This window comes from Kitasatospora cathayae, assembly GCF_027627435.1.
GTDB lineage: Bacteria > Actinomycetota > Actinomycetes > Streptomycetales > Streptomycetaceae > Kitasatospora > Kitasatospora cathayae.
Window position 1 is genome coordinate 6,743,499 of the sequence record NZ_CP115450.1, and the last position, 25,203, is coordinate 6,768,701.

Sequence of the window (25,203 nt, forward strand, 5' to 3'; positions counted from 1 at the left end):
GAAATCCATGTCCGCCGCCGCAGTGGAAGAACCCATGGAGCAGTTGACGCTGCTCGAAGCCGCAGACCTGATCTCCAACAAGCTGGTCGGCTACCGGGTCGAGATCATCGGGGGTCAGATCGCAGTGACGCCGCCACCTGACGGTCAGCACGGTGATGCACTCACCACCATCAGCTTTCCGCTCCTGCTCGCTGGTCTCCATGGCGAGACAACCCGCGTGATCCAGGGGATGGGTGTTTGGTTGCCGGACGGGCCGTTTGACTTCGCCGTTCCGGACCTGTCGGTGGTTGATGCCGACTACGCGGACCACAAGATCGAGCACAACTGCTACGACCCGTCGGTATTCCGCCTTGTACTTGAGGTCACCTCATCGAATCTCAGCGATGACCTCAAGCGGAAGCCGACGGCTTATGCGTCGGCAGGCGTGCCCGTCTATGTCATTGCGGATCGGACGAACCAACGGGTCATGATGCTTACCGACCCGCACGAAGGCGAGTACCGGCTGCATGCTGTCCACCACCCGGGGCAGTCCTTCGAACTGCCTGGGGCGGTCGGTGCGTCGGTGATGCTGAAGGTGGACGACGTGCTCGGGCCGTTGAAGTAGCGTCGTCCCGTGCGTCACATGGCGGAGGCCCTCTTCGAGCGGTTTCCCGGGCATCGGGTGGAGGTGCTGGGCGGCGAGGTGTCCGTCGAGCCCGTGCCGGACATGCGGCATGCCAGAGTCCTGAAGCGGATGAGAAGGGCTTGCTACCAGGCAGGGCTGGGCGAAGGGGGCGCCGAAGGACCGGGTCGATCGGCGGGTTCTGGTGATGACCGATCCGCAGGACGGTGAGTACCGGGAGCAGGTCGTCCACCGCCCGGGGGAGTGGTTCACCTTGCCGGAGTCGATCGGCGCGGTGGTGACCATGAACGTGGACGACCTGTTCTCCTAGGCCGCTGTCGCCGGCACTTCCAGTCGGCCGTCGTGGACCTCGGCGATCTGGTCGACGGCCGTCAGGTGGGTGCGGTCGTGGGTGACCAGGACGGTCGCGGTGGCCCGACGGTGGGTGAGTTCGGTGATCAAGTCCAGGACCGCCGCGCCCCGTTCGTGGTCGAGGGCGCTGGTGGGCTCGTCCACCAACAGCACCGTGGGGTCGTTCATCAGGGCCCGGGCGATGTTGACCCGCTGGCGCTGGCCGCCGGAGAGCTGGTGCGGTCGGCGATGGGCCTGGTCGCGGAGGCCGACGGCGTCCAGGAGTTCCAGGGCGCGGGGGAGGGCGCTGCGGGGGGAGCGGCCGTCGAGGTGGGCCATCACCTGCAGCTGCTCGACGGCGGTGAGCGAGGGCAGCAGGTTGGCCTGCTGGAAGACGATGCCGATCTTGGTGCGGCGCAACGAAGTCAGCTCGGCGCGGTCGAGGCCCGCCGTGTCGGTGCCGTCCACGACGACCCGTCCGGAGTCGGGGCTGATCAGGGTCGCGGCGACCGCCAGCAGGCTGGACTTGCCGGAGCCGGAGGGGCCGACGACGGCCGTGAGCGAGCCCTTGGGGACGGTCAGGGAGACCTGATCCAGTGCGGTGAGCCGGCCGTCGCCGTCCGGGTAGGTGAGGGTGATGCGGTCGAGGGTCAGGCTCATCGGGCGCTCCCCAGGGCGGTCAGCGGGTCGACGGAGGTGATCCGGCGGATGGACAGGGCCGCGCCGATCGCGCCGAGGGCGATCATGACGGCGGCGGGCAGCAGCAGGGTCGGGGCGTCCAGGACGAAGGGGACGGCGGAGCCGATCAGCGAGCCGGCGCCGAGGGCGATCGCGGTGCCGACGGCCGTACCGAGCAGCAGCAGGAGGACGGCCTGGCCGAGGGCGTCGCGCAGCAGGTAGCGGGTGGAGGCACCGAGGGCCTTCAACACCGCGATGTCGCCGCTGCGTTGGATGGTCCAGACGGTGAAGAAGGCGCCGATCACCAGGGCCGAGATGGCGAACAGGAAGCCGCGCATCAGCTGGAGGGAGCCGTTCTCGGAGGTGTAGGAGCCGATCGCGGCGAGGGCGTCTTCCCGGGTGCGGGTCACGGTGCCGTGGCGGGCGTCGGCGCCGGCGAGGTCGGCGCCCTTGGCGGTGTGGAGGGCGATGACGGTGGCGTGGCCGGTGCCGCCGGGGGCGAACTGCTGCCAGTCGGCGAGGCTGGTCCAGATCACCGGGGTGTGGCTGTACGCGGCGTCGCCCTCGACGGCGGCGACGGTGAGCCGGTGGCCGGCCATGGTGAAGTCGGCGCCGGCCGTGAGGTTGCCGAGCTTCTCGGCGGCGGTCGTGGACAGTACCGCCTGGCCCGGGCCGATCAGGCCGCCCTGCGGCGCGAGGTCGGAGCCGTCCGGGACGCCGAAGGCGGAGAGGGCGGCGGTGCGGGTGCCCGCGGCGGCCTTGGTGGTGGTGATGCCGAGCGGCCGGGCGGAGGTGACGCCCGGCTCGCGGGACCAGGCCTGCCACTGGTCGGGGGTGAGCTGGGAGTCGGTGAAGCTGAGCGGCTGACCGTCGGCGGGCTTGGAGAACACCAGGTGGTCGGCGGGCAGGCCGGTGATCGCGGAGATGTTCTGCCGGCCGAGTCCGGCGGTGAGCCCGGACAGCAGGCCGACCAGCACGGTGATCAGCACGATGACGGTTCCCATCAGGGCGAACCGCCCCTTGGCGAACCTCAGGTCCCTCCAGGCGACGAACACGGTGGGCCTTCCTACGGATGAAACGGGTGATGCTCATACGGTCCGCGAAACGGGGCCGCCCGGGCATCGCGCGGGGGATTGCATCCTGGGCATCGAAGGGCCGAAGCGGAGTTCAACCTTTTGATTGATGCCGAGCCTCGGGCGCGGAACTTAGGCTGGAGGGATGGCGACCGAACGACCCAGAACCACTCCCGTCGCCCGCGTCCTCCAGGTCTGCCTGCACCTGCTCGTTGCGGGCCTGCTGGCGCTCGCCGTCGCCCGGGCCGCCGTCGTCGACCGGGGCGGCGATCCGGCGGCCGTCGCCGCCGCGGCCTCCGCGATGGCCGCGGTGTACGCCGTGGGGCCGCGGCTGGCCGCCGTCCGCGCCTCGCGCCGGGGCGCGGCGCTCTGGCTGGCGCTGCTCGGCGTCACCTGGGCGGGCCTGCTGGTCGCCACCCAGGACGGGGTGTGGCTGGCGTTCCCGCTGTACTTCCTGGAGCTGCACCTGCTCGGCAGGCGCAGCGGCCTGACCGCCGTGGGGCTGACGGCCGCGGCGGCGATCACCGCCTGGTCCTGGCACCAGCACAGCTTCAGCCTCGCCGCCTCGATCGGGCCCGCGCTCGGCGCGGCCGTCGCCACCGCGACCGTGCTCGGCTACCAGGCGCTGTACCGGGAGAGCGAGGAGCGGCGCCGGCTGATCGACGAGCTGACCGCGGCCCGCGCCGACGCCGCCGCCGCCCACCACGCGGCGGGGGTGCTCGCCGAGCGCGAGCGCCTGGCCAGGGAGATCCACGACACCCTCGCGCAGAGCCTCAGCTCCATCCAGTTGCTGCTCCGGGCGGCCCAGCGGGCGCTGCCCGAGCGTACCGAGGCCGCCGCCGGGTACGTCGAGCAGGCGCGGCAGGCCGCCCAGGACAACCTGGACGAGGCCCGGCGGTTCGTCCGCGCGCTCACCCCGCCGGCACTGGACGGCGATCCGCTGCCGGTCGCGCTGGAGCGGCTGTGCGCGACCACCACGGCGCACAGCGCGCTGCCCGTCCACCTGCACGTCTCCGGGGACCCGGTCCGGCTGCCGGCCGCGCAGGAGGTGGCGCTGCTGCGGATCGCGCAGTCGGCGCTCGGCAACACCGTGCGGCACGCGAAGGCCTCGCGGGCCGAGGTGACACTCAGCTACATGGAGGGCGAGGTGGCGTTGGACGTGTTCGACGACGGGACCGGGTTCGATCCGGCGGCGGTGGCCGGCCGCACCGGCGGGGACGGCGGCTTCGGGCTGCCCTCGATGCGGGCCCGGGCGCGGGCGCTCGGCGGCAGCTTCACGGTGGAGTCGGCGCCCGGGGAGGGCACGGCCCTGGCGGTGCAGCTGCCGGTCACCCCGGAGGTCGGCGCGTGATCCGGCTGCTGATCGCCGACGACCACCCGGTGGTGCGGGCCGGGCTGCGGGCGGTGCTGGAGGGCGAGCCGGACTTCGCCATCGTGGCGGAGGCGGCGACCGCCGAGCGGGCCGTGGAGCTGGCCGCGGAGCCGGGGGTGGACGTGGTGCTGATGGACCTGCAGTTCGGGCCCGGCTCGGCGTTGAACGGCGCCCAGGCCACCGCCGCGATCACCGCCCGGGCGGGCGCGCCGCGGGTGCTGGTGGTCACCACGTACGACAGCGACGCCGACACCCTGCCGGCGCTGGAGGCCGGTGCGACCGGGTACCTGCTGAAGGACGCCCCGCCGGAGCAGCTGGCCCAGGCGGTACGGGCCGCCGCGGCGGGGCGCAGCGCCCTGGCGCCGAGCGTGGCGGACCGGCTGCTGGAGCGGATGCGGACGCCCGCGGCGGCGCTCAGCGCGCGGGAGACCGAGGTGCTGGGGCTGGTCGCGGACGGGCTGACCAACCAGCAGGTCAGCCAGCGGCTGCACCTGAGCCAGGCCACGGTGAAGTCCCATCTGGTGCACATCTACACCAAGTTGGGGGTGGACTCGCGCACGGCGGCGGTCCGGGCGGCGCGCGGGCGCGGGCTGATCCGTTGAGCGTAGGGTGAGGGAGGTACCCGTAGGAGTGGGAGGAGCCCCCCGATGGCCGTGCGTCTCGCCGAACTCGCCGTGCCGGTGATCGGCGCCCCGATGGCGGGCGGGCCCTCGACGCCCGAGCTGGTGGCCGCGGTGAACCGGGCCGGCGGGCTGGGGTTCCTGGCCGCGGGCTACAAGAGCGCCGCGGGGATGGCCGAACAGATCGCCGCGGTACGGAAGTCGACCGACCGGCCGTACGGGGTGAACCTCTTCGTGCCGGCCCCGCCCGCGGACCCTGCGGCCGTCGCAGCCTACCGGGAGCGGCTGCGGCCGGAGGCCGAGCGGTGGGGGGTGGCGCTGCCGGAGGAGATCGGGCCGGACCGGGACGACTGGGAGGCCAAGCGCGCCGCGCTGCTCGCGGACCCGGTGCCGGTGGTCTCGTACACCTTCGGACTGCCGACGGCGGAGGAGGCGGCGGCGCTGCGGGCGGTCGGGACGCTGCAGGTCGGTACCGTCACCACGCCGGAGGAGGCGCGGGCGGCGCAGGCGGTCGGGATGGACGCCCTGTGCGTGCAGGGCCCGGAGGCCGGCGGGCACCGCGGCACCCACCGGGTGACGGACGCGCCGGGGGAGCTGCCGCTGCTGGAACTGCTGTCCGCCGTACGGGCGGTGACGCCGCTGCCGCTGATCGCCGCGGGCGGGCTGGGCGACGGTGCGGCGGTCGCGGCGGCGCTGCGGGCCGGGGCGGTCGCGGTGCAGCTGGGGACGGCGTTGCTGCGCTCCGACGAGTCCGGCGCCTCGGCCACCCACCGGGCCGCGCTCACCGAACTGCCGGAGACCGTCGTCACCCGTGCCTTCACCGGCCGCCCGGCCCGCGGCCTGCGCAACGCCTTCATCGATCGCCACGGCCGGTACGCCCCGCCCGCCTACCCGGAGGTCCACCACCTCACGGCGCCTTTGCGGGCCGCCGCCACCCGTCGCGCGGACACCACCGCCATGCACCTCTGGGCGGGCACGGCCCACCGGTTGGCGCGCACCGGCCCGGCGGAGGAGATCGTGGCGGAGCTGTGGCGGAGTGCGCGGGGGTAGTGTGCCTGGCGCGCGCTGGGCGGGGCGTGTTGTCGCTCGCAGGGGTGGATTGAGCGGGAATGCGCACGGTAGCTCATAAGAGACGACTCGACTGCACCCCATGTGGATGATCCCGAGACGGCGAGCAGCATGCGTTGGAGAGGGCCCGACACGCGCCTACGCCGCAGCGATCGGTGGCGAGGTCGAGGTGGCCGTTCGGCAGGGGGAGCGGACGATCAAGGTGGCTTGACCGTCCGCTCGACCGGACTCAGCTCAGCAGGCCGGCCATCCAGGACTCGATGTCGGGGACGGTCCGTGGCAGGGCGCTGGACATCAGGTGGGCGCCGTCCTCGGTGATGACGAGGTCGTCCTCGATGCGGATGCCCATGCCGCGGAGCTCCAGGGGGAGGGTTTCGTCGTCGGGCTGGAGGTAGAGGCCGGGTTCGACGGTGAGGACCATGCCGGCTTCCAGGGTGCCGTCGACGTAGCGGTCGGCGCGGGCCTGGGAGCAGTCGTGGTAGTCGAGGCCGAGCATGTGGCCGCTGCCGCAGAGGGTGTAGCGGCGGTGGAGGCCGTTGTCCTCGGCGAGGGCCTGGTCGGCGGGGACGCGCAGGACGCCCCAGTCGGCGAGGCCTTCGGCGATGACGCGCATGGCGGCGTGGTGGAAGTCGCGGAAGCGGGCGCCGGGGCGCAGGGCGGCGATGCCGGCGCTCTGGGCGGCGAGGACGAGTTCGTAGGCCTGGCGCTGGACCGGGGTGAAGGTGCCGCCGAGGGGGAGGGTGCGGGTGATGTCGGCGGCGTAGAGGGTGTCGGTCTCCACGCCGGCGTCGAGCAGGAGCAGGGAGTCGGGGTCGAGGGCGCCGTCGTTGCGGATCCAGTGCAGGACGCAGGCGTGGGCGCCGGAGGCGACGATGCTGGTGTAGCTGGGGCCGTTGCCCTCGGCGCGGGCGCGCAGGTCGAAGACGCCCTCGATCCAGCGTTCGCCGCGGTGGTGGCGCAGGGCGGTGGGCAGGGCTCGGACGACGTCCTCGAAGCCGGTGACGGTGTGGTCGACGGCGAGTTGCAGCTGCTGGACCTCCCAGGTGTCCTTGACCAGCCGCAACTCGGAGAGCACGGCGGCGAGTTCGCCGTCGCGCTGGTCCGCGACGGGGCGTCCGGTGGCGAGGTCGACGAGGGCGTCGGTGCCCGCCAGTACCCGGGTGGGCGGCTGCGGTCCGGTGAGCAACTTGCCCAGGTCGTCGAGGTGTTCGGTGCGCAGCCCGGTGAGCTGGGTGGTTTCGGCGAGGTCGGGGCGGCGGCCGACCCAGAACTCGCCGTAGCGGCGGTCGCGGTAGAACTCGCCGCCGTCGCGCGGGGATCGGGGGCGGACGTAGAGCACCGGTTCGTGGCCCGCGGCGCCGGCCGGTTCGAGGACGAGGACGTGGTCGGCCTGGTCCTCGCCGGTGAGCCCGGTGAGCCAGACGTACGCGCTGTGCGGGCGGAAGCGGTGGTCCAGGTCGTTGCAGCGGACCTTGAGGCGGCCGGCCGGGACGACGAGGCGTTCGCCGGGGAAGGCGGCGGAGAGCCGGGCGCGGCGGCCGGGGAAGCCCGAGTAGCCGGGGACGCGCTGGTCGGCGGGGAGCGGGGTGGCGGCCCAGTGGGTGCCCATGAAGGCGTCCAGGGCGGGGGAGACCGGGAGGTCGTGGCTTCCGGTGGCGAGGCCGGGCTGGGGGAGGGTCACCGGTGAACTCCTAGGCGGGGGTGGGGAGGTGAGGGCGCACGGACACGGCTGGGTAACGACCGGCGCCACCCCTTGTGTAGTGCAATTTCACATTACTATGTTACGGGTCACACAGCGGAGCGGCCAGAGCAGGCCCCCCACAGCGGAGTTGCACATGACCAGGCGCACCCATGCCCTCCTCGCGACGGCCCTCGCGGCGGCCCTCACCCTCGGCCTCGGGGCCTGCAAGAACGACAAGAGCGACAGCGGCGGTGATGCCGCGGCCGGCAGCACCCGGGCCCCGGGCGCCGCGTCCGGGACGATCGTCGGCGGCACCCCGGTCAGGGGTGGCACCCTGACCGTGCTGTCCAACCAGGACTTCGCCCACCTCGACCCGGCCCGCAACTGGACCATGCCGAACATGGACTTCGGCATCCGGCTGCTCTACCGCACCCTGGTCACCTTCAAGGCCGAACCGGGCGCCGCGGGCAGCGAGATCGTCCCGGACCTCGCCACCGACCTCGGCCGGCCCTCGGACGGCGGCAAGACCTGGACCTTCACCCTCAAGGACGGCGTCAAGTACGAGGACGGCACGCCGATCAGGTCCGCCGACATCAAGTACAACGTCGAGCGCTCCTTCGCCCCCGACCTCACCGGCGGCCCCGACTACGCCGAGCAGTACCTGGCCGGCGGCGAGAACTACAAGGGCCCGCTGAACGGCGAGCACCTGGCGAGCATCGAGACCCCGGACGACAAGACCGTGGTCTTCCACCTCAAGCGCCCGGTCGCCGAGTTCTCGTACACCGCGACCCTGCCGACCTTCGCCCCGGTGCCGCAGTCCCAGGACAAGGGCACCCAGTACGACCTGCGGCCGTTCTCCTCCGGCCCGTACAAGATCGAGACCTACGACCGCGGCAAGCAGCTGGTCCTGGTCCGCAACACCAACTGGGACCAGTCCACCGACGCGGTCCGCAAGGCGTACCCGGACAGGATCGTGGTCACCGAGGGCCTCAAGGGCGGCCAGGTGGACGACCGGATCATCGCCAGCGACGGCGCGGACGCCTCCGCCGTCGAGTGGATGAACCTGCGCCCGGAGTCCGTCTCCAAGGTGCTGCCCAAGGCGGACGTGAAGTCCCGGCTGATCGCCGAGCAGGAGGGCTGCACCGACATGCTGTACCCCAACACCTCCAAGGCGCCCTTCGACGACCCCAAGGTGCGCGAGGCCCTGATGTACGCGGTCGACCGGGACGCCCAGGTGACGGCGAACGGCGGCCCGGCGATGGGCGACGTGGCGACCTCCTACCTGCCGCCCGCGCTGGCCGGCGGCACCAAGCTGGACCCGCTGAAGATCCCCTCCACCGGTGACCCGGAGAAGGCCAAGCAGTTGCTGAAGGACGCGGGCAAGACCGACCTCAAGCTCTCGCTGACCGTCTCCACCGGCGACAAGACCCGGGCCGAGGCGCTGCAGCAGTCGCTGGCCAAGGCCGGCATGCAGGTCACCATCACCACCGCCGACCCGTCGGTCTACTACGACACCATCGGCGACACCAAGAACGCGCCCGACCTGGCCATCGTCGGCTGGTGTCCGGACTACCCGTCCGGTGCGACCTTCCTGCCGATGGTCTTCGACGGCCGCACCATCAAGGAGAAGGGCAACCAGGGCAACGTCGAGCAGTTCCGCGACCAGGCCACCGAGGACCGGATCGACCAGATCAACGCGATGTCCGACGTCACCGAGGCCGACAAGGCGTGGGTGCAGCTCAACGAGGACCTGATGAAGAAGGCGCCCACCGTGCCGATGCTCTGGCAGCGCCGCCCGTTGCTGGCCGGGACGAACGTGGCCGGGGCGTTCGGCTCCCCGGTGTGGACCGGTCAGTGGGACTTCGCCACGATCGGCCTCAAGGACCCCTCCAAGAGCAAGGGCTGAGGGCTTCTTCGATGAGTACCACCATCGATACCGGCGCGGCCGAAGAGGCCGAAACGGCCGGGCCGGTCACGCCGAAACGTTCCGGCAGAGGGCCCTGGCGGCTGGTCTGGGACCAGCTCTGGGCCAAGGGCTCGGCCCGGTTCGGCCTGGTCACCGTCGTCCTGCTGCTCCTGCTCGCCGCCCTGGCCGAGCCGCTGAGCGAGCTCGGCGGCTGGACCCCCGAGGAGTTCGACAAGCGCGCCGTGGACCCGTACCTGGGCGGCCAGCCGATCGGCGACTTCGGCGGGATCGGCACCCGGCACTGGCTGGGCGTCGAACCCGCCACCGGGCGCGACCTGTTCGCCCGGGTGCTGCACGGCGGCCAGGTCTCGCTGCTGATCGCCTTCACCGCCACCGCCGTGGTGGTGGTCACCGGCACCCTGGTCGGGATCGCGGCCGGCTACTTCGGCGGGCGGACCGACACCGTGCTGTCCCGGCTGATGGACCTCACCATGTCCTTCCCCTCGCTGATCTTCATGATCTCGATGATGTCGGTGGCCAAGGACGTCAACCGGATCCTGCTGATCACTCTGGTGATCGGGCTGTTCACCTGGCCCGGCATCGCCCGGGTGGTGCGCGGCCAGACCCTCTCGCTCAAGCACCGCGAGTACGTCGAGGCCGCCAAGGTCGGCGGCGCCCGCCCCTGGCGGATCCTCACCCGGGAGATCCTGCCGAACGTCTCCGGCCCGGTCATCGCCTACACCACGCTGCTGGTGCCCGGCATGATCGCCACCGAGGCCGCGCTCAGCTACCTCGGCGTGGGCGTGCGCCCGCCGACCCCCTCCTGGGGCCAGATGATCGCCGAGAGCATCAGCTTCTACGAGACCGACCCGACCTACTTCCTGATCCCGACGGCCTTCCTGTTCCTCGCCGTGCTCGCCTTCACCCTGCTCGGCGACGCGCTGCGCGACATCCTCGACCCCCGGGGAGGCCGGTCGTGATCCTCTACCTCGGCCGCCGGCTGCTCGGCGCGCTCGGCATCCTGCTGGCGATCTGCGCGATCACCTTCACCATCTTCTACCTGCTGCCCGCCGACCCGGCGGTGGCCGCCTGCGGCAAGACCTGCAGCCCCGAGCGGGTCGCCGAGGTCAAGGCCGCGATGGGCCTGGACAAGCCGGTCTGGGAACAGTTCGGCACCTACGTGACCGGCATCTTCGCCGGGCGCGACTACGGCAGCGGACCCGGCGCCACCCACTGCGCCTTCCCCTGCCTCGGCTACTCCTACGAGTACTCGCTGCCGGTCTGGGGGCTGCTCACCGACCGCCTGCCGGTCTCCGTCTCGCTCGCCCTCGGCGCGTCCCTGCTCTGGCTGGTCCTCGGCCTGGGCGCGGGCGTCACCTCGGCGCTGCGCAAGGGCGGGGCCGTCGACAAGACCCTGATGGTGTTCTCGGTCGGGGCGGCCTCGCTGCCGGTCTACTTCACCTCGATCATGCTGATCTGGGGCGTGGTCAGGACGGCCGGGCTGCTGCCCTACCCGTCGTACCACGCCTTCACCGACGGCCCGGTCGCCTGGGCCTCCAACCTGCTGCTGCCCTGGATCGCCCTCGCCCTGCTGTACGCCGCCATGTACGCCCGGCAGAGCCGCAACTCGATGATCGAGGCGATGGCCGAGCCGTACATCCGCACCGCCCGGGCGAAGGGGCTGCCACCGCGCACGGTGACCGTCAAACACGGGCTGCGCTCCGGGATGACACCGATCCTGACCATCTTCGGGATGGACCTCGGCGGGCTGCTGGCCGGCGCCGTCATCACCGAGTCGATCTTCGGACTGCCCGGCGTCGGACGGCTCTTCTACGACGCGCTGGTCCGCTCCGACCAGCCGGTGATCCTCGGGGTCACCCTGCTCGCGGCCACCTTCATCGTCGTCGCGAACCTGCTGGTGGACCTGCTGTACGCGTTCGTCGACCCGAGAGTGAGGTACTGAGTGAGCGAGCGGAGCGAGCGAACCGTCAAGAGGTGCGTCCTCGGCGAAGCGGCTGCCGAGCGAAGCGGGGCGGGCGCATGAGCCTGCTGGAAGTCGAGGACCTCAAGGTCGCCTTCGACACCCCGCGCGGCACCGTACGGGCCGTGGACGGCGTCTCCTTCGCCGTCGAGGCCGGGCGCACCCTCGGGCTGGTCGGCGAGTCCGGCAGCGGGAAGTCCGTCACCTCGCTGGCCGTCATGGGCCTGCACCGGGGGGCCGCCGTCAGCGGCTCGATCCGGCTCCACGGGCAGGAACTGACCGGACTGGGGGAGCGGGAGCTGGGCGCCGTCCGGGGCCGGCGGATCGCGATGATCTTCCAGGACCCGCTGTCCAGCCTGCACCCCTTCTACACCGTCGGCGAACAGATCGCCGAGCACTACCGGGTGCACTTCCGGGCGGGCCGGAAGGCCGGGCGCGCCAAGGCGGTCGAGATGCTGGCCGAGGTGGGCATCCCGGAACCGGCCCGTCGGGTCGACGAGTACCCGCACCAGTTCTCCGGCGGCATGCGCCAGCGCGTCATGATCGCCATGGCGCTCGCCTGCGAACCCGACCTGCTGATCGCCGACGAGCCCACCACCGCCCTGGACGTCACCGTCCAGGCGCAGATCCTCGACCTGATCGCCCGGATCCAGCAGGACCGCGGCCTCGGCGTCGTGATGATCACCCACGACCTGGGCGTGGTCGCCCGGGTCGCCCACGAGGTACTGGTCATGTACGGCGGCCGGGCGGCCGAACAGGCCCCGGCGGAACGGCTGTTCGCCGCACCCGCGCACCCCTACACCCGCGGCCTGCTGGACTCGCTGCCGCGCCTGGACGACACCGACGACGCCCCGCTGCGGGCCATCCCCGGCAGCCCGCCGTCGCTGCTCGTCTCCGCCCCCGGCTGCTCCTTCGCCCCGCGCTGCGCCCGCACCACCGGCGCGTCCGCCGAGGAGCACGCCCGCTGCCTGGCCGAGCGCCCGTCGCTCGACCGGCTCGGCCCGCCCGCCGCCGGCCACCGCGCCGCCTGCCACCTGCCGCTGGTGCCGGAAGGGATCGTCTGATGGCCGAACCACTGCTCTCCGTACGGGACTTGGTGAAGACCTTCGCCGGTCGGCGCGGGCGCACCGGCCGGCCCGGCGCACCGATCCGGGCCGTGGACGGGGTGAGCTTCGACGTCGGCGCGGGCGAGACCCTGGGCCTGGTCGGCGAATCCGGCTGCGGCAAGTCCACCACCGGGCGGATGATCGTCCGGCTGCTCGACCCGACCTCGGGCACCGTCACCTTCGACGGCACCGAGATCGGCGGCCTCTCCCAGGCGCGGCTGCGGCCGCACCGGAGGCACCTGCAGATGGTCTTCCAGGACCCGTACTCCTCGCTCAACCCCCGGCAGACGGTGGCCCGGATCATCTCCGAGCCGCTGCTCGTCCAGGGCACGGGCGCCGAGGAGGCACGCGGCCGGGCGGCCGAACTGATGGAACTGGTCGGGCTGATCCCCGAGCACCTCGACCGCTACCCGCACGAGTTCTCCGGCGGCCAGGCGCAGCGGATCGGCATCGCCCGCTCGCTGGCCACCTCGCCCAAGCTGGTGATCGCGGACGAGCCGGTGTCCGCGCTGGACGTCTCCGTCCAGGCCCAAGTGGTCAACCTGATGGAGCAGTTGCAGCGCGAGCTCGGCCTGGCGTACGTGTTCATCGCGCACGACCTCTCAGTGGTCAAGCGGGTCTGCGACCGGGTCGCGGTGATGTACCTGGGCCGGATCGTGGAGATCGGTGACAAGGCCGAGGTGTACGGCAACCCGGCGCACCCGTACACCCGGGCGCTGCTGTCCGCCGTTCCGCTGCCGGACCCGGCGGCGGAACGGGCCAGGGAGCGGATCGTGCTGCTCGGCGACCCGCCGAGCCCGGCCGACCCGCCCACCGGGTGCGGCTTCCACCCGCGCTGCCCGAAGGCGCAGCAGCGCTGCCGGACGGAGCGGCCGCTGCTGGAGGCCGTCGGCACGGGTGGCCGGCAGGCCGCCTGCCACTTCCCGGAGGCCTGAGGGCCTGAGGGCCGCTCCGGCGGGCCTGGTGGGCGGGCCGCCACAAGCCCCCGGTCGGACGCGGTGGGGAACCTCACGAGGGCCGCGTCCGACCGGGTTCCACGCCTCCTGGTGTTCGTCAGGAGGCGGCAGCCGCCGGGGCGCTGGCCCCTCGGTGGCGAGTCCGTCGTCCGGGTCGAGCACCCGGCGGCGGCGCAGCGACACGCAGCCGCAGCCGATGCAGCCGGTCAGTTCGGCCTCCAGCCGCTCCAACTCGTCGCGTCGGGCGCGCAGTTGCTCGGCCCGGCGGCGGGAGATCCGCCTTTTCGTCGCGGAGGTCCGGGGCCTTCCCGTTCCGTCAGCGCGTGGTGTACTCCACGGCCACGCTGACCACCGCCAGCACCGCGAAGACCACCGCCAGGGTGCTCCGGCCGGAGGCGTGCAGCGCCAGCGCCGCCGTTTCCAGGACCAGCACCTTGAGCGCGATCTCCACGCCCAGCGGCTGGCGGAACTTCGGCCCGCCCGCGGCCAGGAACAGGCCCCAGACGGTGGCCGCCAGGGCCGGTGCGCCGATCCCCAGCAGCAGCCGGGTCGCCAGGGTGGAGCCGGTCTTGAACCCCCAGTAGCAGAGCGCCGCCAGCATGCCGAGCTCCAGCCCGAAGGCGAGGCCCGCGTTGGTCGCCGTCAGCGGGGTCCACTGCCGCTGTCCGACCGGGCCCGGTATTGCGATCTTCATCCCCGCGCTCTCCCCGTCTCGCCGAGCCGCCCGGCCCGGGCGGCGGTTGTGCGGAGTCTCCCAGAGCGGCCCGGGCGGACTCAACGGATCCGCGGTCGGCAGCCAGTAGAGTGGCATGAAATGTCACACACCACCGAGGGGGAGAGTGCCATGACGGAGGACCCGGGCACCGCGGAGGACCTGAGCACCGTCGAGTCGCCGGCCCCGCTGCCCGCCGCCGAGGGCCTGTTCAGCGTCGCGCCGCACACCGCGCACCTGAACCACGGCTCCTTCGGCGCCGTGCCGCTCCCGGTCCAGCGCGCGCAGGAGGCGCTGCGCACCGAGCACGAGCTGGACCCGGACGGCTTCTTCGCCGATCTGCCGGACCGGATCGCCGGAGCCCGGGTGCGGATCGCCGCCGAGCTGGCCACCGACCCGGACCGGCTGGCGCTGGTCGCCAACGTCACCGAGGCGGCCGCGATCGCCCTGGACAGCATCCCCTTCGCCCCCGGCGACCGGATCCTGGTCACCGACCACGGCTACGGTGCGGTCACCCAGGCCGCCGCCCGCAAGGCCGCCGAGACCGGCGCCGAACTGGTGGTGGCCGAGCTGCCCCTGGTCGCCCCGGACGAGCGGGCCGTCCGGGAGGCGGTGCTCGCAGCCGTCGATGGGCGCACCGCCGTCGCGATCCTGGACCGGATCACCTCGCCCACCGCCCGTACGGTGGCGTCCCCGGCCCTGGTCGCCGAGCTGCGCGAGCGCGGGGTGACCACCCTGGTGGACGGCGCCCACGCGCCCGGCATGCTGCCCGAGCCGGTCGACCCGAACGCCGACTTCTGGTTCGGCAACCTCCACAAGTGGGCTTTCGCCCCGCGCGCCACCGGCGTCCTGTCCGTGCGGCCCGAGTGGACCGCCCGGGTGCGCCCGCTCGCGCTGTCCTGGGAGCACCACCGGGGCTTCCCGGCCAGCGTCGAGTGGCGCGGCACCTGCGACTACACCTCCTGGCTGGCCGCCCCGGCCGGCTTCCAGCTGCTGCGCGAGCTGGGCCGGGAGGCGGTCGCCGCGCACAACACCGCGCTCGCCGCGTACGGCCAGCGGGTGCTGGTCGAGCGGGCCGGCCTGCGGGCGCTGCCCGCGACGCCCGGGGTGTGGATGCGCGCCGTACGGCTGCCGCGGGGCCGGTTCGACACCGAGCAGGCCGCCCGGGGGCTGATGGCCGGGCTGTGGCAGCGGCTCGGCGTCCGGGTGGCGGTCCGGCCGTGGCCCGGCGGCGGGGTGCTGCGGGTCAGCGCCCAGCTGTACAACCGGGCGGCGGAGTACGAGCGGCTCGCGGACGGGCTCGCGGAGTTCCTCAAGGACTGAAGGGTCAGTCGCCGGCCGCCCGCAGCTCCGCGAGCAGGACGTCCCGGTCGGCGAGCAGCCCGGTGAGGATCCGCCGGGCTGCCCGCAGCAGGTCGGTGACGTCGCCGCCGGCCAGCGCGTAGACCACCGTGCTGCCCTCCCGGGTGGCGGTGACGATGCCGGACCGGCGCAGCACCGCGAGCTGCTGGGACAGGCTGGAGGGCTCGACCTCCAGCTCGGTGAGCAGACAGCGGACGGGCTTCGGTCCGGCCTGGAGCAGCTCCAGCACCCGGATCCGGACGGGATGGCCGAGCATCCGGAAGAACTCGGCCTTGGCCTGGTACAGCGCCACCGTCACGAGGCCCCCCTTCCCTGGTGTCGGCGGGCTCAGATCTCCAGCGCGAGTTCGATCCGCTTCAGCTGGTGGCGGGCCATCGCGAGGTTGGAGCGGCTGCGGTTGAGGGCCAGGAACAGGAACAAGCCGCGCCCGCTGGGCGTCGTGATCGGCCGGACCATGTGGTATTGGTTGGTCAGGCTGATCAGGATGTCCTCGATCTCGTTGTCGTGCAGGTTGAGCATCTCCATCGCCCGCATCTTGGCGCGGACCACGTCGGTGTTGCCGGCGGCGGCGACGTTGAGGTCCATCTCGCCGCCGTCGCCGAGGCTGCCGAGGGCCATCCCGCTGCCGTAGTCGACCAGGGCGACGCCGATCGCGCCGTCGATCGCCATGGCTTCCTTGAGGGACATCTCCAGGTTCGCCATCGTGGCTGTCCTCCCGTGAGTGGTGACCGGGGCACCCGCGGGTGCCGTGGCACTCGAAGATCGGGTGCCGTGGCATCCGAAGGTAGGGAGCAACCTCCGCGCTCCACCGCGGATGACCGGAGACGTTCGGATCTGGCTCGGTCCTGATCATTTGAAGACATTTGCAACTATGGATCTGGGAGAGGAGTGATCTCCTCGCGCGGAAAACGGTGCTATCGATGTCACTCCACCCGGGTAACCTCTCGCTGAGATGCGAGATCACACCAACCACACCCGGACGGCGATGAACACCCCCGATCCAGAGCCCCAGGAAGACCAGGAGCTCAGCCCCGCCGAGGCGTACGCGGCCAGCCGTCGCCGGGCCAAGGAGCAGGCCACCGCCCTGTACGGCTTCCAGCAGCTGTACGACTTCCCGCTGGACGACTTCCAGCTGGAGGCCTGCGAGACGCTGGAGGCCGGATCGGGCGTGCTGGTCGCCGCCCCCACCGGTTCCGGGAAGACCATCGTCGGCGAGTTCGCCGTGCACCTGGCCCTCGCCGCGGGCCGCAAGTGCTTCTACACCACGCCGATCAAGGCGCTGTCCAACCAGAAGTACGGCGACCTGGTCAAGCGCTACGGCGCCGCCAAGGTCGGCCTGCTCACCGGCGACAACACCGTCAACGGCGACGCACCCGTGGTGGTGATGACCACCGAGGTGCTGCGCAACATGCTCTACGCGGGCTCCAGCACCCTCGACGGCCTCGGCTACGTCGTGATGGACGAGGTGCACTACCTCGCCGACCGCTTCCGCGGCGCCGTCTGGGAGGAGGTCATCATCCACCTCCCCGAGTCGGTCACCCTCGTCTCGCTCTCCGCGACCGTCTCCAACGCCGAGGAGTTCGGCGACTGGCTGGACACCGTCCGCGGCGGCACCAAGGTGATCGTCTCCGAGACCCGTCCGGTGCCGCTGTGGCAGCACGTGATGGCCGGCAACCGGATGTACGACCTGTTCGCCAACCCCGACCGGGACGGCCGCCCCAAGAACAACCTCAAGAACCCCGGCAAGGCCGTCAACCCCGAGCTGGTCCGGCTCGCCCGCTCCGAGCTCGACCGCAACCCGCGCGACCGCTTCGGCCGCGGTCGGGGCCGCTCCATGCCCAACGGCCGTCCCGGCCGGGTCTGGACGCCGGGCCGGGTCGACGTCATCGACCGGCTCGACGCCGAGGGCCTGCTGCCCGCCATCACCTTCATCTTCAGCCGGGCCGGCTGCGAGGCCGCCGTCCAGCAGTGCCTCAGCTCCGGCCTGCGGCTCAACAAGGAGGCCGAGCGCGCCCAGGTCCGCGCCATCGTCCAGGACCGCTGCGCCGACATTCCGGACGAGGACCTGCACGTCCTCGGCTACTTCGAGTGGCTGGACGGGCTGGAGCGCGGCATCGCCGCCCACCACGCCGGGATGCTGCCCCGGTTCAAGGAGGTCGTCGAGGAGCTCTTCGTGAAGGGCCTGGTCAAGGCCGTCTTCGCGACCGAGACCCTGGCCCTCGGCATCAACATGCCGGCCCGCTCGGTGGTCATGGAGAAGCTGGTCAAGTGGAACGGCGAGACCCACGCCGACATCACCCCCGGCGAGTACACCCAGCTCACCGGCCGGGCCGGGCGGCGCGGCATCGACGTCGAGGGCCACGCCGTCGTGCTCTGGCAGCGCGGCCTCGACCCGGAGGCCCTGGCCGGCCTCGCCGGCACCCGCACCTACCCGCTCAAGTCCTCGTTCCGGCCGTCGTACAACATGGCCGTCAACCTGGTCTCCCAGTTCGGCCGGCACCGCTCGCGCGAACTGCTGGAAACCTCCTTCGCCCAGTTCCAGGCCGACCGCTCGGTGGTCGGCATCGCCCGCCAGGTGCAGCGCAACGAGGAGGGCCTGGAGGGCTACCGCGAGTCGATGACCTGCCACCTCGGCGACTTCGACGAGTACATGGAACTGCGCCGCCGGCTCAAGGACCGCGAGAACGAACTGGCCCGCGAGGGCACCAGCCAGCGCCGCGCCGCCGCCATCGAGTCCATCGAGCAGCTCAAGCCCGGCGACGTCATCCACGTCCCCACCGGCAAGTTCGCCGGCCTCGCCCTGGTCCTCGACCCGGGCCTGCCGCCGGTCAACCGCTCCGGCCGGGGCGGCCCGCGCCACCCCGACTTCCAGGACGGCCCGCGCCCGGTGGTGCTCACCGCCGAACGGCAGGTCAAGCGGCTCGCCATGATCGACTTCCCGTACCCGGTCGCCGCGATCGAGCGCCTGCGCATCCCCAAGTCCTTCAACCCGCGCAGCCCCCAGTCCCGGCGTGACCTCGCGTCCGCGCTGCGCACCAAGGCCGGCCACCTCGAACCCGAGCGGTTCCGGCGCGGCCGCGCGGCCGCCGCCGACGACCCGGAGATCACCCGGCTGCGCGCCGAACTGCGCCAACACCCGTGCCACGGCTGCTCCGACCGCGAGGACCACGCCCGCTGGGCCGAGCGCTACCACCGGCTGCACCGCGACACCGAACTGCTGGAACGCCGGATGCGCTCCCGCACCCACACCATCGCCCGCACCTTCGACCGGGTCTGCGCACTGCTCACCGACCTCGGCTACCTCCAGGGCGACACCGTCACCGACGACGGCAAGCGGCTTGGCCGGCTCTACGGCGAACTCGACCTGCTCGCCTCCGAGTGCATCCGCGAGGGCGTCTGGAGCGGCCTCGCCGCCGCCGAACTCGCCGCCTGCGCCTCGGCGTTGGTCTACGAGTCGCGCCAGGCCGACGATGCCGGCGCCCCCCGGGTGCCGGAGGGTGCGGCCAAGGAGGCACTCGGCCAGATGGTCCGCATCTGGGGCCACCTGGACGCCCTGGAGGAGCAGCACCGGATCAACACCGCCGAGGGCGTCGGCCAGCGCGAACCCGACCTCGGCTTCGCCTGGGTCGCCTACCGCTGGGCCCTCGGCCACAACCTCGACCAGGTCCTGCGCGACGCCGACATGCCCGCCGGCGACTTCGTCCGCTGGACCAAGCAACTCATCGACGTCCTCGGCCAGATCCAGGACGCCGCCGGCGCGGACGCCGACCTCCGCAAGACCGCCCGCAAGGCCGTCGACGGCCTCCGCCGCGGCATCATCGCCTACTCCTCGGTGGGCTGACCGGCCCACCCCCCCACCGCCCGCCCGTCGCCGCTTCGGCTCCCGCCGAAGCGGCACCGGAGTTGTGCGGGGTTGCGCAGGAAGTCGATTCGGCCGACTTCCTGCGCAGAGAAGGGCTTGACCTTGGCCTTTCGGCGGCCTCTCTCGACCCGAGCGAGGCCGCCGACCACGCCCCTCTTGCCGTTTACGACGGTGGATGCTGGGCGAGGCCGGCGACGCACAACCATCTGAAGGCGCCGGCGGTGGTGGGGATCCTTGGTTGCCCGCGTGCGAGGAGGCGCCGTGTTCCAGGAAGACGGTTTCGGCGCGGGGCCCAACGGGTGCGTGGGATGCTCAGCGCGTGGCGAGAGCCTCCAGGAGGCGGTCCAGGGAGGTGCCGAGGCCCCAGCGGGTGGAGAGGTGTTCGAGGGTCATCGGGTCGAGGGGTTCGCGGGGGAGGGCGGGGTCGAAGTCGGGGAGGGGGGCGTCGGAGGCGACGCGGACGACGGTGGGGGCGACGTCGAGGTAGGCGGCGCCCTCGACGATGTTGCGGCGGCGGGCGGGGGTGAGCTTGGAGGCGACGTCGAGGGCGGCGGCGCGGATGGCCGCGAGGTCGCCGTACTCGTTGATCAGTTGGGCGGCGGTCTTCTCGCCGATCCCCTTGACACCGGGCAGGCCGTCCGACGGGTCGCCGCGCAGGGCGGCCATGTCGGCGTACTGGGCGCCGCGCACGCCGTACTTCTCGAGCAGCAGCGCGTCGTCGGTGGTCTGCAGGTTGCCCATGCCCTTGACCGGGTAGAGCACGGTGATCTGCCGGGCGTCGTCGACCAGTTGGAAGAGGTCACGGTCGCCGGTGACGATCTGCACCGGGCCCTTGGCGCGGGCGGTGAGGGTGCCGATGACGTCGTCGGCCTCGTAGCCGGGGGAGCCGACCCGGGCGATGCCGAGGGCGTCCAGCACCTGCTCGATCACCGGGACCTGCGGGGCGAGGGTGTCCGGCACCGCCTCCTCGCCGTCGACGGCCGCCTCGGCGACCCGGTGGGTCTTGTAGGAGGGGACGAGGTCCACCCGCCACTGGGGGCGCCAGTCGGCGTCCATGCAGGCCACCAACTGATCGGGCCGGTGGTCGTGGACCAGCCGGGCGATGAAGTCCAGCAGGCCGCGGACGGCGTTGACCGGCTCGCCCTGCGGCGAGCGCAGGGTGTCCGGTACGCCGTAGTAGGCGCGGAAGTACAGGCTGGCGGAGTCGAGCAGCATCAGTCGCGGTGCGGTCACGTCTCAGATCATGCCGCACCGCGCTGACGAAGACCCGGTTCTCAGTGCTCGTGCGGGCCGGCGCGGTGCACCGGGCCGTGGGCGTCGGCGCAGTGTTCGGCGGCCGGATCGCCCGGGGCGGCGATCTGCAGCAGCGCGCCGGCCTCGTCCTCGCCGACGTGGTCGACCTGGAGGGTGCTGTGGGTGATGCCGTACTCCTGGGCCAGTCGGCGCTGCAGTGCGCGCCGGACGGCGTGGCAGTCGCCGCCGGGGGTGACCAGGATGTGCGCGGACAGGGCCGGCTGGTTGGAGGTGATCTCCCAGATGTGCAGGTCGTGGATCTCCTCGACCAGCGGCTCGGTGACCAGCCGGTCGGCCACCGCGTCCGGGTCGATCCCGGCGGGGGCGGCCTCCAGGAAGATCCGCCCGGAGTCCCGGACCAGGCCGATGCCCGCCTTGAGCATCAGCGCGACGACGATCAGCGAGGCGATGGCGTCGGCCCGGACGAAGCCGGTGGTCAGCATGATCACACCGGCCACGGCGGTGGCGACGAAGGCGTACAGGTCGGTGAGCACGTGCTGGAAGGCGCCCTCGACGTTCAGCGAGCTGCGGTTGGCCTTCGACATGCACCAGGTGGCGGCCAGGTTGACCACGATCCCGATCAGCGCGGTGGCCAGCACCAGTGAGCCGGTGACCTCGGGCGGCTCGATCAGCCGGGTGATCGCCTCGTAGCCGAGCCAGGCGGACAGCACCAGCAGCGTCACGCCGTTGGCCTGCGCGGAGAGGATCTCGGCACGCTTGAGCCCGTACGTGTAGCCGCCTCGGGCCGGGCGGGCGGCGAGCCGCATGGCGACCAGGGCGAGCACGATCGAGGCGGCGTCGGTGAGCATGTGCGCCGCGTCCGAGATCAGGGCCAGCGACTGGGCGGCGAAGCCGACCACGACCTCGCCGGCCATGAAGACGAGGATCAGGGCGAGGGCGCTGACCAGCCAGCGGCGGTCGGCGTCGGCGGCGACGCCGTGCGAGTGGCCGCCGTGGCCGCCGTGCGAGTGGCCGCCGTGCCCGTTGCCGTGGTTGTGACTGCGGCCGGGCGCGGTCAGGTGGTCATGCGCATGGTCATGGGAATGCTCGTGCCCGGCCATCGAAGTCCTCTCTGGACGCACGGGTGGGAGGCGGCGGGCGCGATCGCCCCGCACTCGAAGTGAACCGCAGAATCGACAAAGATCCAAAGGCTGTACTGGTGACCGTTGTCGTTGCCGTTCAGCCCAGCGCCACCGCGTCCAGCGACGCTGCGTCCAGCGACACCGCGTCCAGCGCCGCCGCGGTGGCGGCCTGGACCAGGGCCCGCATCACCCGCAGGTCGTCGCCCTGCTCCGGGTGCCACTGCACCCCCACCGTGAACCCCGGCCCCTCGACCGCCTCCACCGTTCCGTCCGGGGCGAGGGCACCCACCCGCAGCCCCGTGCCCAGCCGGCCGACCGCCTGGTGGTGGAAGGTCGGCACCTCCAGTTCGCTCTCCGGCAGCAGCCCGCCGACCAGGGTCCCCGGTACGGGCCGCACCAGGTGGGTGCCGTAGCGCCCCGGCGAACCGCCGTGGACGTCGACGTCCACGACGTCCGGCAGGTGCTGCACCAGCGTCCCGCCGCAGACCACGTTCAGGATCTGCATCCCCCGGCAGATGCCCAGCACCGGCATGCCCGCCGCCAGGGCGCCGCGCAGCAGGGCGACCTCCCAGGCGTCCCGCTGCGGCGAGTCCACCTCCGTCAACGGGTGGGCCGGCTCCCCGTAGTAGGCCGGGTCGATGTCCGGCCCGCCGACGATGACGAGGGCGTCGAGCCGGGCGAGCACCTCGGGCGCGCGCTCGGGGGCGTCGGGCGGAAGCAGAACGGCGATGCCGCCGGAGTCCTGCACGTACGCGGTGTACCGCTCCGGCACCAGGGCGACGCGCCGGTCCCGCCAGTCGCTCCAACTCGCGTCCACCAGGTAGGTGCTGACGCCGATGAAAGGCCTGCGATCCATGGCGGGCATTCTCCACCCGTATCGTCTGATACTTCGTCAATCACGCGTGTCGGCGCGCCACACCCGTCCGCCCTCTTCCGCGCCGTGAGCCGCAGGCCGTACGGTTCGCTGTGACCGCTTGATCTCGAAGAGTGATCGAGGAGGAGGGTTCCGGCATGCCCGAGAACGCCGCCACGGGATCGCGGCCCCGGCCGCCACTGACCCTGGACGAACTGCGCACCCTGGTGGACGCGGGCGAGGTGCACACCGTCGCGCTCGCCTTCACCGACATGCAGGGCCGCCTGCAGGGCAAACGATTCGCCGCCCGCTTCTTCCTCGACGAGGTGGCGGAGCACGGCGCCGAGGCCTGCGACTACCTGCTGGCCGTGGACGTGGACCTGAACACCGTGGACGGCTACGCCTTCTCCTCCTGGGCCACCGGCTACGGCGACTTCGCGATGCGCCCCGACCTCGGCACCCTGCGGCTGACCCCCTGGCAGCCCGGCACCGCCCAGGTCACCGCCGACCTGGCCCGGCACGGCGGCCACCCGGTGGACGCCGCCCCGCGCCAGCTGCTGCGCCGCCAGATCGCCCGGCTCGCCGAGTACGGACTGGCCGCGGACATCGGCACCGAACTGGAGTTCCTGGTCTTCCGCGACACCTACGAGCAGGCCTGGCTGGGCGGTTACCGCGGCCTGACCCCGGCGAACCTCTACAACGTGGACTACTCGATGCTCGGCACCGCCCGCGTCGAGCCGCTGCTGTCCCGGATCCGCAACGAGATGGCGGGCGCCGGGCTGACCGTCGAGTCCGCCAAGGGCGAGTGCAACCTGGGCCAGCACGAGATCGCCTTCCGCTACGCCGACGCCCTCACCACCTGCGACCAGCACAGCGTCTACAAGACCGGCGCCAAGGAGATCGCCGCCCAACAGGGCTGCGCGCTCACCTTCATGGCCAAGTACGACGAGCGCGAGGGCAACAGCTGCCACATCCACCTGTCGCTGCGCGACGCCGTCGGCGCCCCCGCCTTCGCGGACCGGGACGGCCGGATGACCGACACCATGCGGCACTTCCTGGCCGGACAGCTCGTCGCGCTGCGCGAGTTCAGCCTGCTGTACGCGCCGAACATCAACTCCTACAAGCGCTACCGCCCGGGCTCCTTCGCCCCGACGGCCGTCGCCTGGGGCCGGGACAACCGCACCTGCGCCTACCGGGTGGTCGGCCACGGCCCGGGCCTGCGGATGGAGAACCGGGTGCCCGGCGGCGACGTCAATCCCTACCTCGCGGTGGCCGGGATGATCGCGGCCGGCCTGCACGGACTGCAGCGCAAACTCGACCTGCCCGCGCCCTGCCTGGGCAACGCCTACGCCGTGGAGGAGTACCCCCGGGTGCCCGGATCCCTGCGCGAGGCGGCCGAGTTGTGGGGGCAGAGCGAGCTGGCCCGGACGGCCTTCGGCGACGACGTGGTCGAGCACTACCTGAACATGGCCCGGGTCGAACAGGCCGCCTACGACGGGGCCGTCACCGACTGGGAGCGCTACCGGTCCTTCGAACGGATGTGAGGCATGACCGACTCGCCGGGCAGTGCCGTCCGCAACCCGGCCCGGGAGAGCTGCAACCTGTCGGTCGACTCGCACTCCTCGGTGCGCCACTGGACGCCCTTCGGCGGTTTCGGCGAGTCGGGGGTGGGCCGCGAGCTGGGACCGGACGCGCTGCGCCATTTCACCGAGACCAAGAACGTCTGGATCCACAGCGAGGAGTGACAGTCCGATGAGCCCCAGTCCGATGAGCGAGAACGACGTCGTCTGCCGCCGCCTGGTCGGCCGCACCGCCGTGGTCACCGGCGCGGGCAGCGGGATCGGCCTGGCAGCCGCCCGCCGGCTCGCCTCCGAGGGGGCGAAGGTGGTCTGCGCGGACCTGGACGAGGAGACCGGACGGGCGGCCGCCAAGGAGACCGGCGGGCTGTTCGTGCACACCGACGTCACCGACCCGTACATGGTCGAGGCGCTGTTCGACGAGGCGTACGAGACCTACGGCAGCGTGGACGTCGCCTTCAACAACGCGGGCATCTCGCCGCCGGAGGACGACTCGATCCTGACCACCGGCCTGGACGCCTGGCGCAAGGTCCAGGAGGTCAACCTGACCTCGGTCTACCTGTGCTGCAAGGCCGCGCTGCCGTACATGCGCCGGCACGGGCGCGGCTCGGTCATCAACACCGCCAGCTTCGTGGCCCGGATGGGCGCGGCCACCTCGCAGATCTCGTACACCGCCTCCAAGGGCGGGGTGCTGGCGATGTCCCGCGAGCTGGGCGTGCAGTTCGCCCGGGAGGGGATCCGGGTGAACGCGCTGTCGCCCGGGCCGGTGGACACCCCGCTGCTGCGCGAGCTGTTCGCCAAGGACCCGGAGCGGGCCGCCCGCCGGCTGGTGCACATCCCGCTCGGCCGGTTCGCCCGGGCCGAGGAGATCGCCGCCGCGGTGGCCTTCCTGGCCAGCGACGACTCCTCGTTCATCACCGCGAGCGAGTTCCTGGTGGACGGCGGCATCTCCGGGGCGTACGTCACCCCGTTGTAGGCCGTTGGCACCGTGGGTGCCACCGGTGGGCCCGGCTGGGCCATCGAGTGGCTTCTCACCGTAATCTCATCGAAAACCCTCGGAATTCCCGGC

23 protein-coding genes and 1 pseudogene are annotated in these 25,203 nt (G+C 72.4%); 15 read left to right on the forward strand and 9 right to left on the reverse strand.

The window, feature by feature from the left end; all coding sequences use genetic code 11:
* Positions 1-7 precede the first annotated feature (7 nt).
* Both O1G21_RS30650 and O1G21_RS30655 read left to right on the forward strand, forming a co-directional pair.
* Positions 8-604, forward strand: a complete 597-nt coding sequence (locus tag O1G21_RS30650; protein WP_270148224.1) for a Uma2 family endonuclease — start codon at positions 8-10, stop codon at positions 602-604.
* Positions 605-809: 205 nt separating this feature from the next.
* Positions 810-932, forward strand: a complete 123-nt coding sequence (locus O1G21_RS30655; RefSeq protein ID WP_270148225.1) for a hypothetical protein — start codon at positions 810-812, stop codon at positions 930-932.
* On the opposite strand, the gene O1G21_RS30660 is transcribed toward O1G21_RS30655, so the two are convergent.
* The gene (locus O1G21_RS30660; protein ID WP_270148226.1) at positions 929-1,612 is read right to left on the reverse strand and encodes an ABC transporter ATP-binding protein; all 684 of its coding nucleotides are present in this window, start codon (positions 1,610-1,612) and stop codon (positions 929-931) included. The genes O1G21_RS30655 and O1G21_RS30660 overlap by 4 nt on opposite strands.
* On the reverse strand, positions 1,609-2,685 hold the full coding sequence (locus O1G21_RS30665; RefSeq protein WP_270148228.1) for an ABC transporter permease: 1,077 nt from the start codon (positions 2,683-2,685) through the stop codon (positions 1,609-1,611). Before O1G21_RS30665 ends, O1G21_RS30660 begins: the two co-directional genes overlap by 4 nt.
* A gap of 163 nt (positions 2,686-2,848) precedes the next feature.
* Between O1G21_RS30665 and O1G21_RS30670 the strand changes: the two genes are divergently transcribed.
* From O1G21_RS30670 to O1G21_RS30680, 3 genes are read left to right on the forward strand one after another with little or no spacing between them, the layout of a single operon-like run.
* Positions 2,849-4,054 (forward strand): sensor histidine kinase, encoded by a 1,206-nt coding sequence (locus O1G21_RS30670; RefSeq protein ID WP_270148229.1) that lies wholly within the window; start codon positions 2,849-2,851, stop codon positions 4,052-4,054.
* Positions 4,051-4,677, forward strand: coding sequence for a response regulator transcription factor (locus O1G21_RS30675; protein ID WP_270148231.1), 627 nt, complete (start codon positions 4,051-4,053; stop codon positions 4,675-4,677). Before O1G21_RS30670 ends, O1G21_RS30675 begins: the two co-directional genes overlap by 4 nt.
* Before the next feature lie 45 nt (positions 4,678-4,722).
* The gene (locus O1G21_RS30680) at positions 4,723-5,745 is read left to right on the forward strand and encodes a nitronate monooxygenase (protein WP_270148232.1); all 1,023 of its coding nucleotides are present in this window, start codon (positions 4,723-4,725) and stop codon (positions 5,743-5,745) included.
* Between the two features lie 247 nt (positions 5,746-5,992).
* Here O1G21_RS30680 and O1G21_RS30685 read toward each other — a convergent pair whose 3' ends face one another.
* Positions 5,993-7,444 (reverse strand): aminopeptidase P family protein, encoded by a 1,452-nt coding sequence (locus O1G21_RS30685; protein WP_270148234.1) that lies wholly within the window; start codon positions 7,442-7,444, stop codon positions 5,993-5,995.
* Positions 7,445-7,598: 154 nt separating this feature from the next.
* On the opposite strand from O1G21_RS30685, the gene O1G21_RS30690 reads away from it, so the two are divergent.
* From O1G21_RS30690 to O1G21_RS30710, 5 genes are all read left to right on the forward strand, one after another.
* Positions 7,599-9,350: an ABC transporter substrate-binding protein gene (locus O1G21_RS30690; protein WP_270148235.1), complete on the forward strand. Its 1,752-nt coding sequence runs from the start codon at positions 7,599-7,601 to the stop codon at positions 9,348-9,350.
* A gap of 11 nt (positions 9,351-9,361) precedes the next feature.
* Positions 9,362-10,330 carry an ABC transporter permease gene (locus O1G21_RS30695; RefSeq protein WP_270148236.1) on the forward strand — a complete coding sequence of 323 codons (969 nt, stop codon included), beginning with the start codon at positions 9,362-9,364 and terminating at the stop codon, positions 10,328-10,330.
* Complete coding sequence (locus tag O1G21_RS30700; protein ID WP_270148237.1) at positions 10,327-11,313, forward strand: ABC transporter permease; 987 nt, start codon at positions 10,327-10,329, stop codon at positions 11,311-11,313. Before O1G21_RS30695 ends, O1G21_RS30700 begins: the two co-directional genes overlap by 4 nt.
* 77 nt (positions 11,314-11,390) lie before the next feature.
* The gene (locus O1G21_RS30705) at positions 11,391-12,395 is read left to right on the forward strand and encodes an ABC transporter ATP-binding protein (RefSeq protein WP_270148239.1); all 1,005 of its coding nucleotides are present in this window, start codon (positions 11,391-11,393) and stop codon (positions 12,393-12,395) included.
* Positions 12,395-13,372, forward strand: coding sequence for an ABC transporter ATP-binding protein (locus O1G21_RS30710; RefSeq protein ID WP_270148240.1), 978 nt, complete (start codon positions 12,395-12,397; stop codon positions 13,370-13,372). The genes O1G21_RS30705 and O1G21_RS30710 overlap by 1 nt, the downstream gene beginning before the upstream one ends.
* A 337-nt stretch (positions 13,373-13,709) precedes the next feature.
* On the opposite strand, the gene O1G21_RS30715 is transcribed toward O1G21_RS30710, so the two are convergent.
* Positions 13,710-14,087, reverse strand: coding sequence for a YrdB family protein (locus O1G21_RS30715; protein WP_270148242.1), 378 nt, complete (start codon positions 14,085-14,087; stop codon positions 13,710-13,712).
* A 150-nt stretch (positions 14,088-14,237) separates the two neighbouring features.
* Between O1G21_RS30715 and O1G21_RS30720 the strand changes: the two genes are divergently transcribed.
* Positions 14,238-15,428, forward strand: coding sequence for an aminotransferase class V-fold PLP-dependent enzyme (locus O1G21_RS30720; protein WP_270148243.1), 1,191 nt, complete (start codon positions 14,238-14,240; stop codon positions 15,426-15,428).
* Between the two features lie 4 nt (positions 15,429-15,432).
* Here the strand turns inward: O1G21_RS30720 and O1G21_RS30725 are convergent, their stop codons facing one another.
* Together O1G21_RS30725 and O1G21_RS30730 are read right to left on the reverse strand one after the other, a co-directional pair.
* Positions 15,433-15,765, reverse strand: a complete 333-nt coding sequence (locus O1G21_RS30725) for an ArsR/SmtB family transcription factor (protein WP_270148245.1) — start codon at positions 15,763-15,765, stop codon at positions 15,433-15,435.
* A 29-nt stretch (positions 15,766-15,794) separates the two neighbouring features.
* On the reverse strand, positions 15,795-16,169 hold the full coding sequence (locus O1G21_RS30730) for a hypothetical protein (RefSeq protein ID WP_270148247.1): 375 nt from the start codon (positions 16,167-16,169) through the stop codon (positions 15,795-15,797).
* 283 nt (positions 16,170-16,452) lie between these two features.
* Here O1G21_RS30730 and O1G21_RS30735 point away from each other — a divergent pair, with 283 nt between their 5' ends.
* On the forward strand, positions 16,453-19,308 hold the full coding sequence (locus O1G21_RS30735; RefSeq protein WP_270151343.1) for a DEAD/DEAH box helicase: 2,856 nt from the start codon (positions 16,453-16,455) through the stop codon (positions 19,306-19,308).
* Between the two features lie 333 nt (positions 19,309-19,641).
* Here the strand turns inward: O1G21_RS30735 and O1G21_RS30740 are convergent, their stop codons facing one another.
* The 3 genes from O1G21_RS30740 to O1G21_RS30750 form a co-directional block, all read right to left on the reverse strand.
* The gene (locus tag O1G21_RS30740; protein ID WP_270151345.1) at positions 19,642-20,544 is read right to left on the reverse strand and encodes a 5'-3' exonuclease; all 903 of its coding nucleotides are present in this window, start codon (positions 20,542-20,544) and stop codon (positions 19,642-19,644) included.
* Between the two features lie 59 nt (positions 20,545-20,603).
* Entirely contained in the window at positions 20,604-21,683 is a 1,080-nt protein-coding gene (locus O1G21_RS30745) for a cation diffusion facilitator family transporter (protein WP_270148249.1), read from the reverse strand.
* 118 nt (positions 21,684-21,801) lie between these two features.
* Entirely contained in the window at positions 21,802-22,560 is a 759-nt protein-coding gene (locus tag O1G21_RS30750; RefSeq protein ID WP_270148250.1) for a gamma-glutamyl-gamma-aminobutyrate hydrolase family protein, read from the reverse strand.
* Between the two features lie 155 nt (positions 22,561-22,715).
* Here O1G21_RS30750 and O1G21_RS30755 point away from each other — a divergent pair, with 155 nt between their 5' ends.
* The 3 genes and pseudogenes from O1G21_RS30755 (at position 22,716) to O1G21_RS30765 (ending at position 25,110) form a co-directional block, all read left to right on the forward strand.
* Positions 22,716-24,101 (forward strand): glutamine synthetase family protein, encoded by a 1,386-nt coding sequence (locus O1G21_RS30755; protein WP_270148252.1) that lies wholly within the window; start codon positions 22,716-22,718, stop codon positions 24,099-24,101.
* A gap of 48 nt (positions 24,102-24,149) precedes the next feature.
* Positions 24,150-24,302 (forward strand): annotated as a pseudogene (locus O1G21_RS30760) (aldehyde dehydrogenase family protein); the annotation flags it as partial.
* A gap of 22 nt (positions 24,303-24,324) precedes the next feature.
* Positions 24,325-25,110 carry a 3-oxoacyl-ACP reductase gene (locus O1G21_RS30765; protein WP_270151346.1) on the forward strand — a complete coding sequence of 262 codons (786 nt, stop codon included), beginning with the start codon at positions 24,325-24,327 and terminating at the stop codon, positions 25,108-25,110.
* Positions 25,111-25,203: the final 93 nt, after the last annotated feature.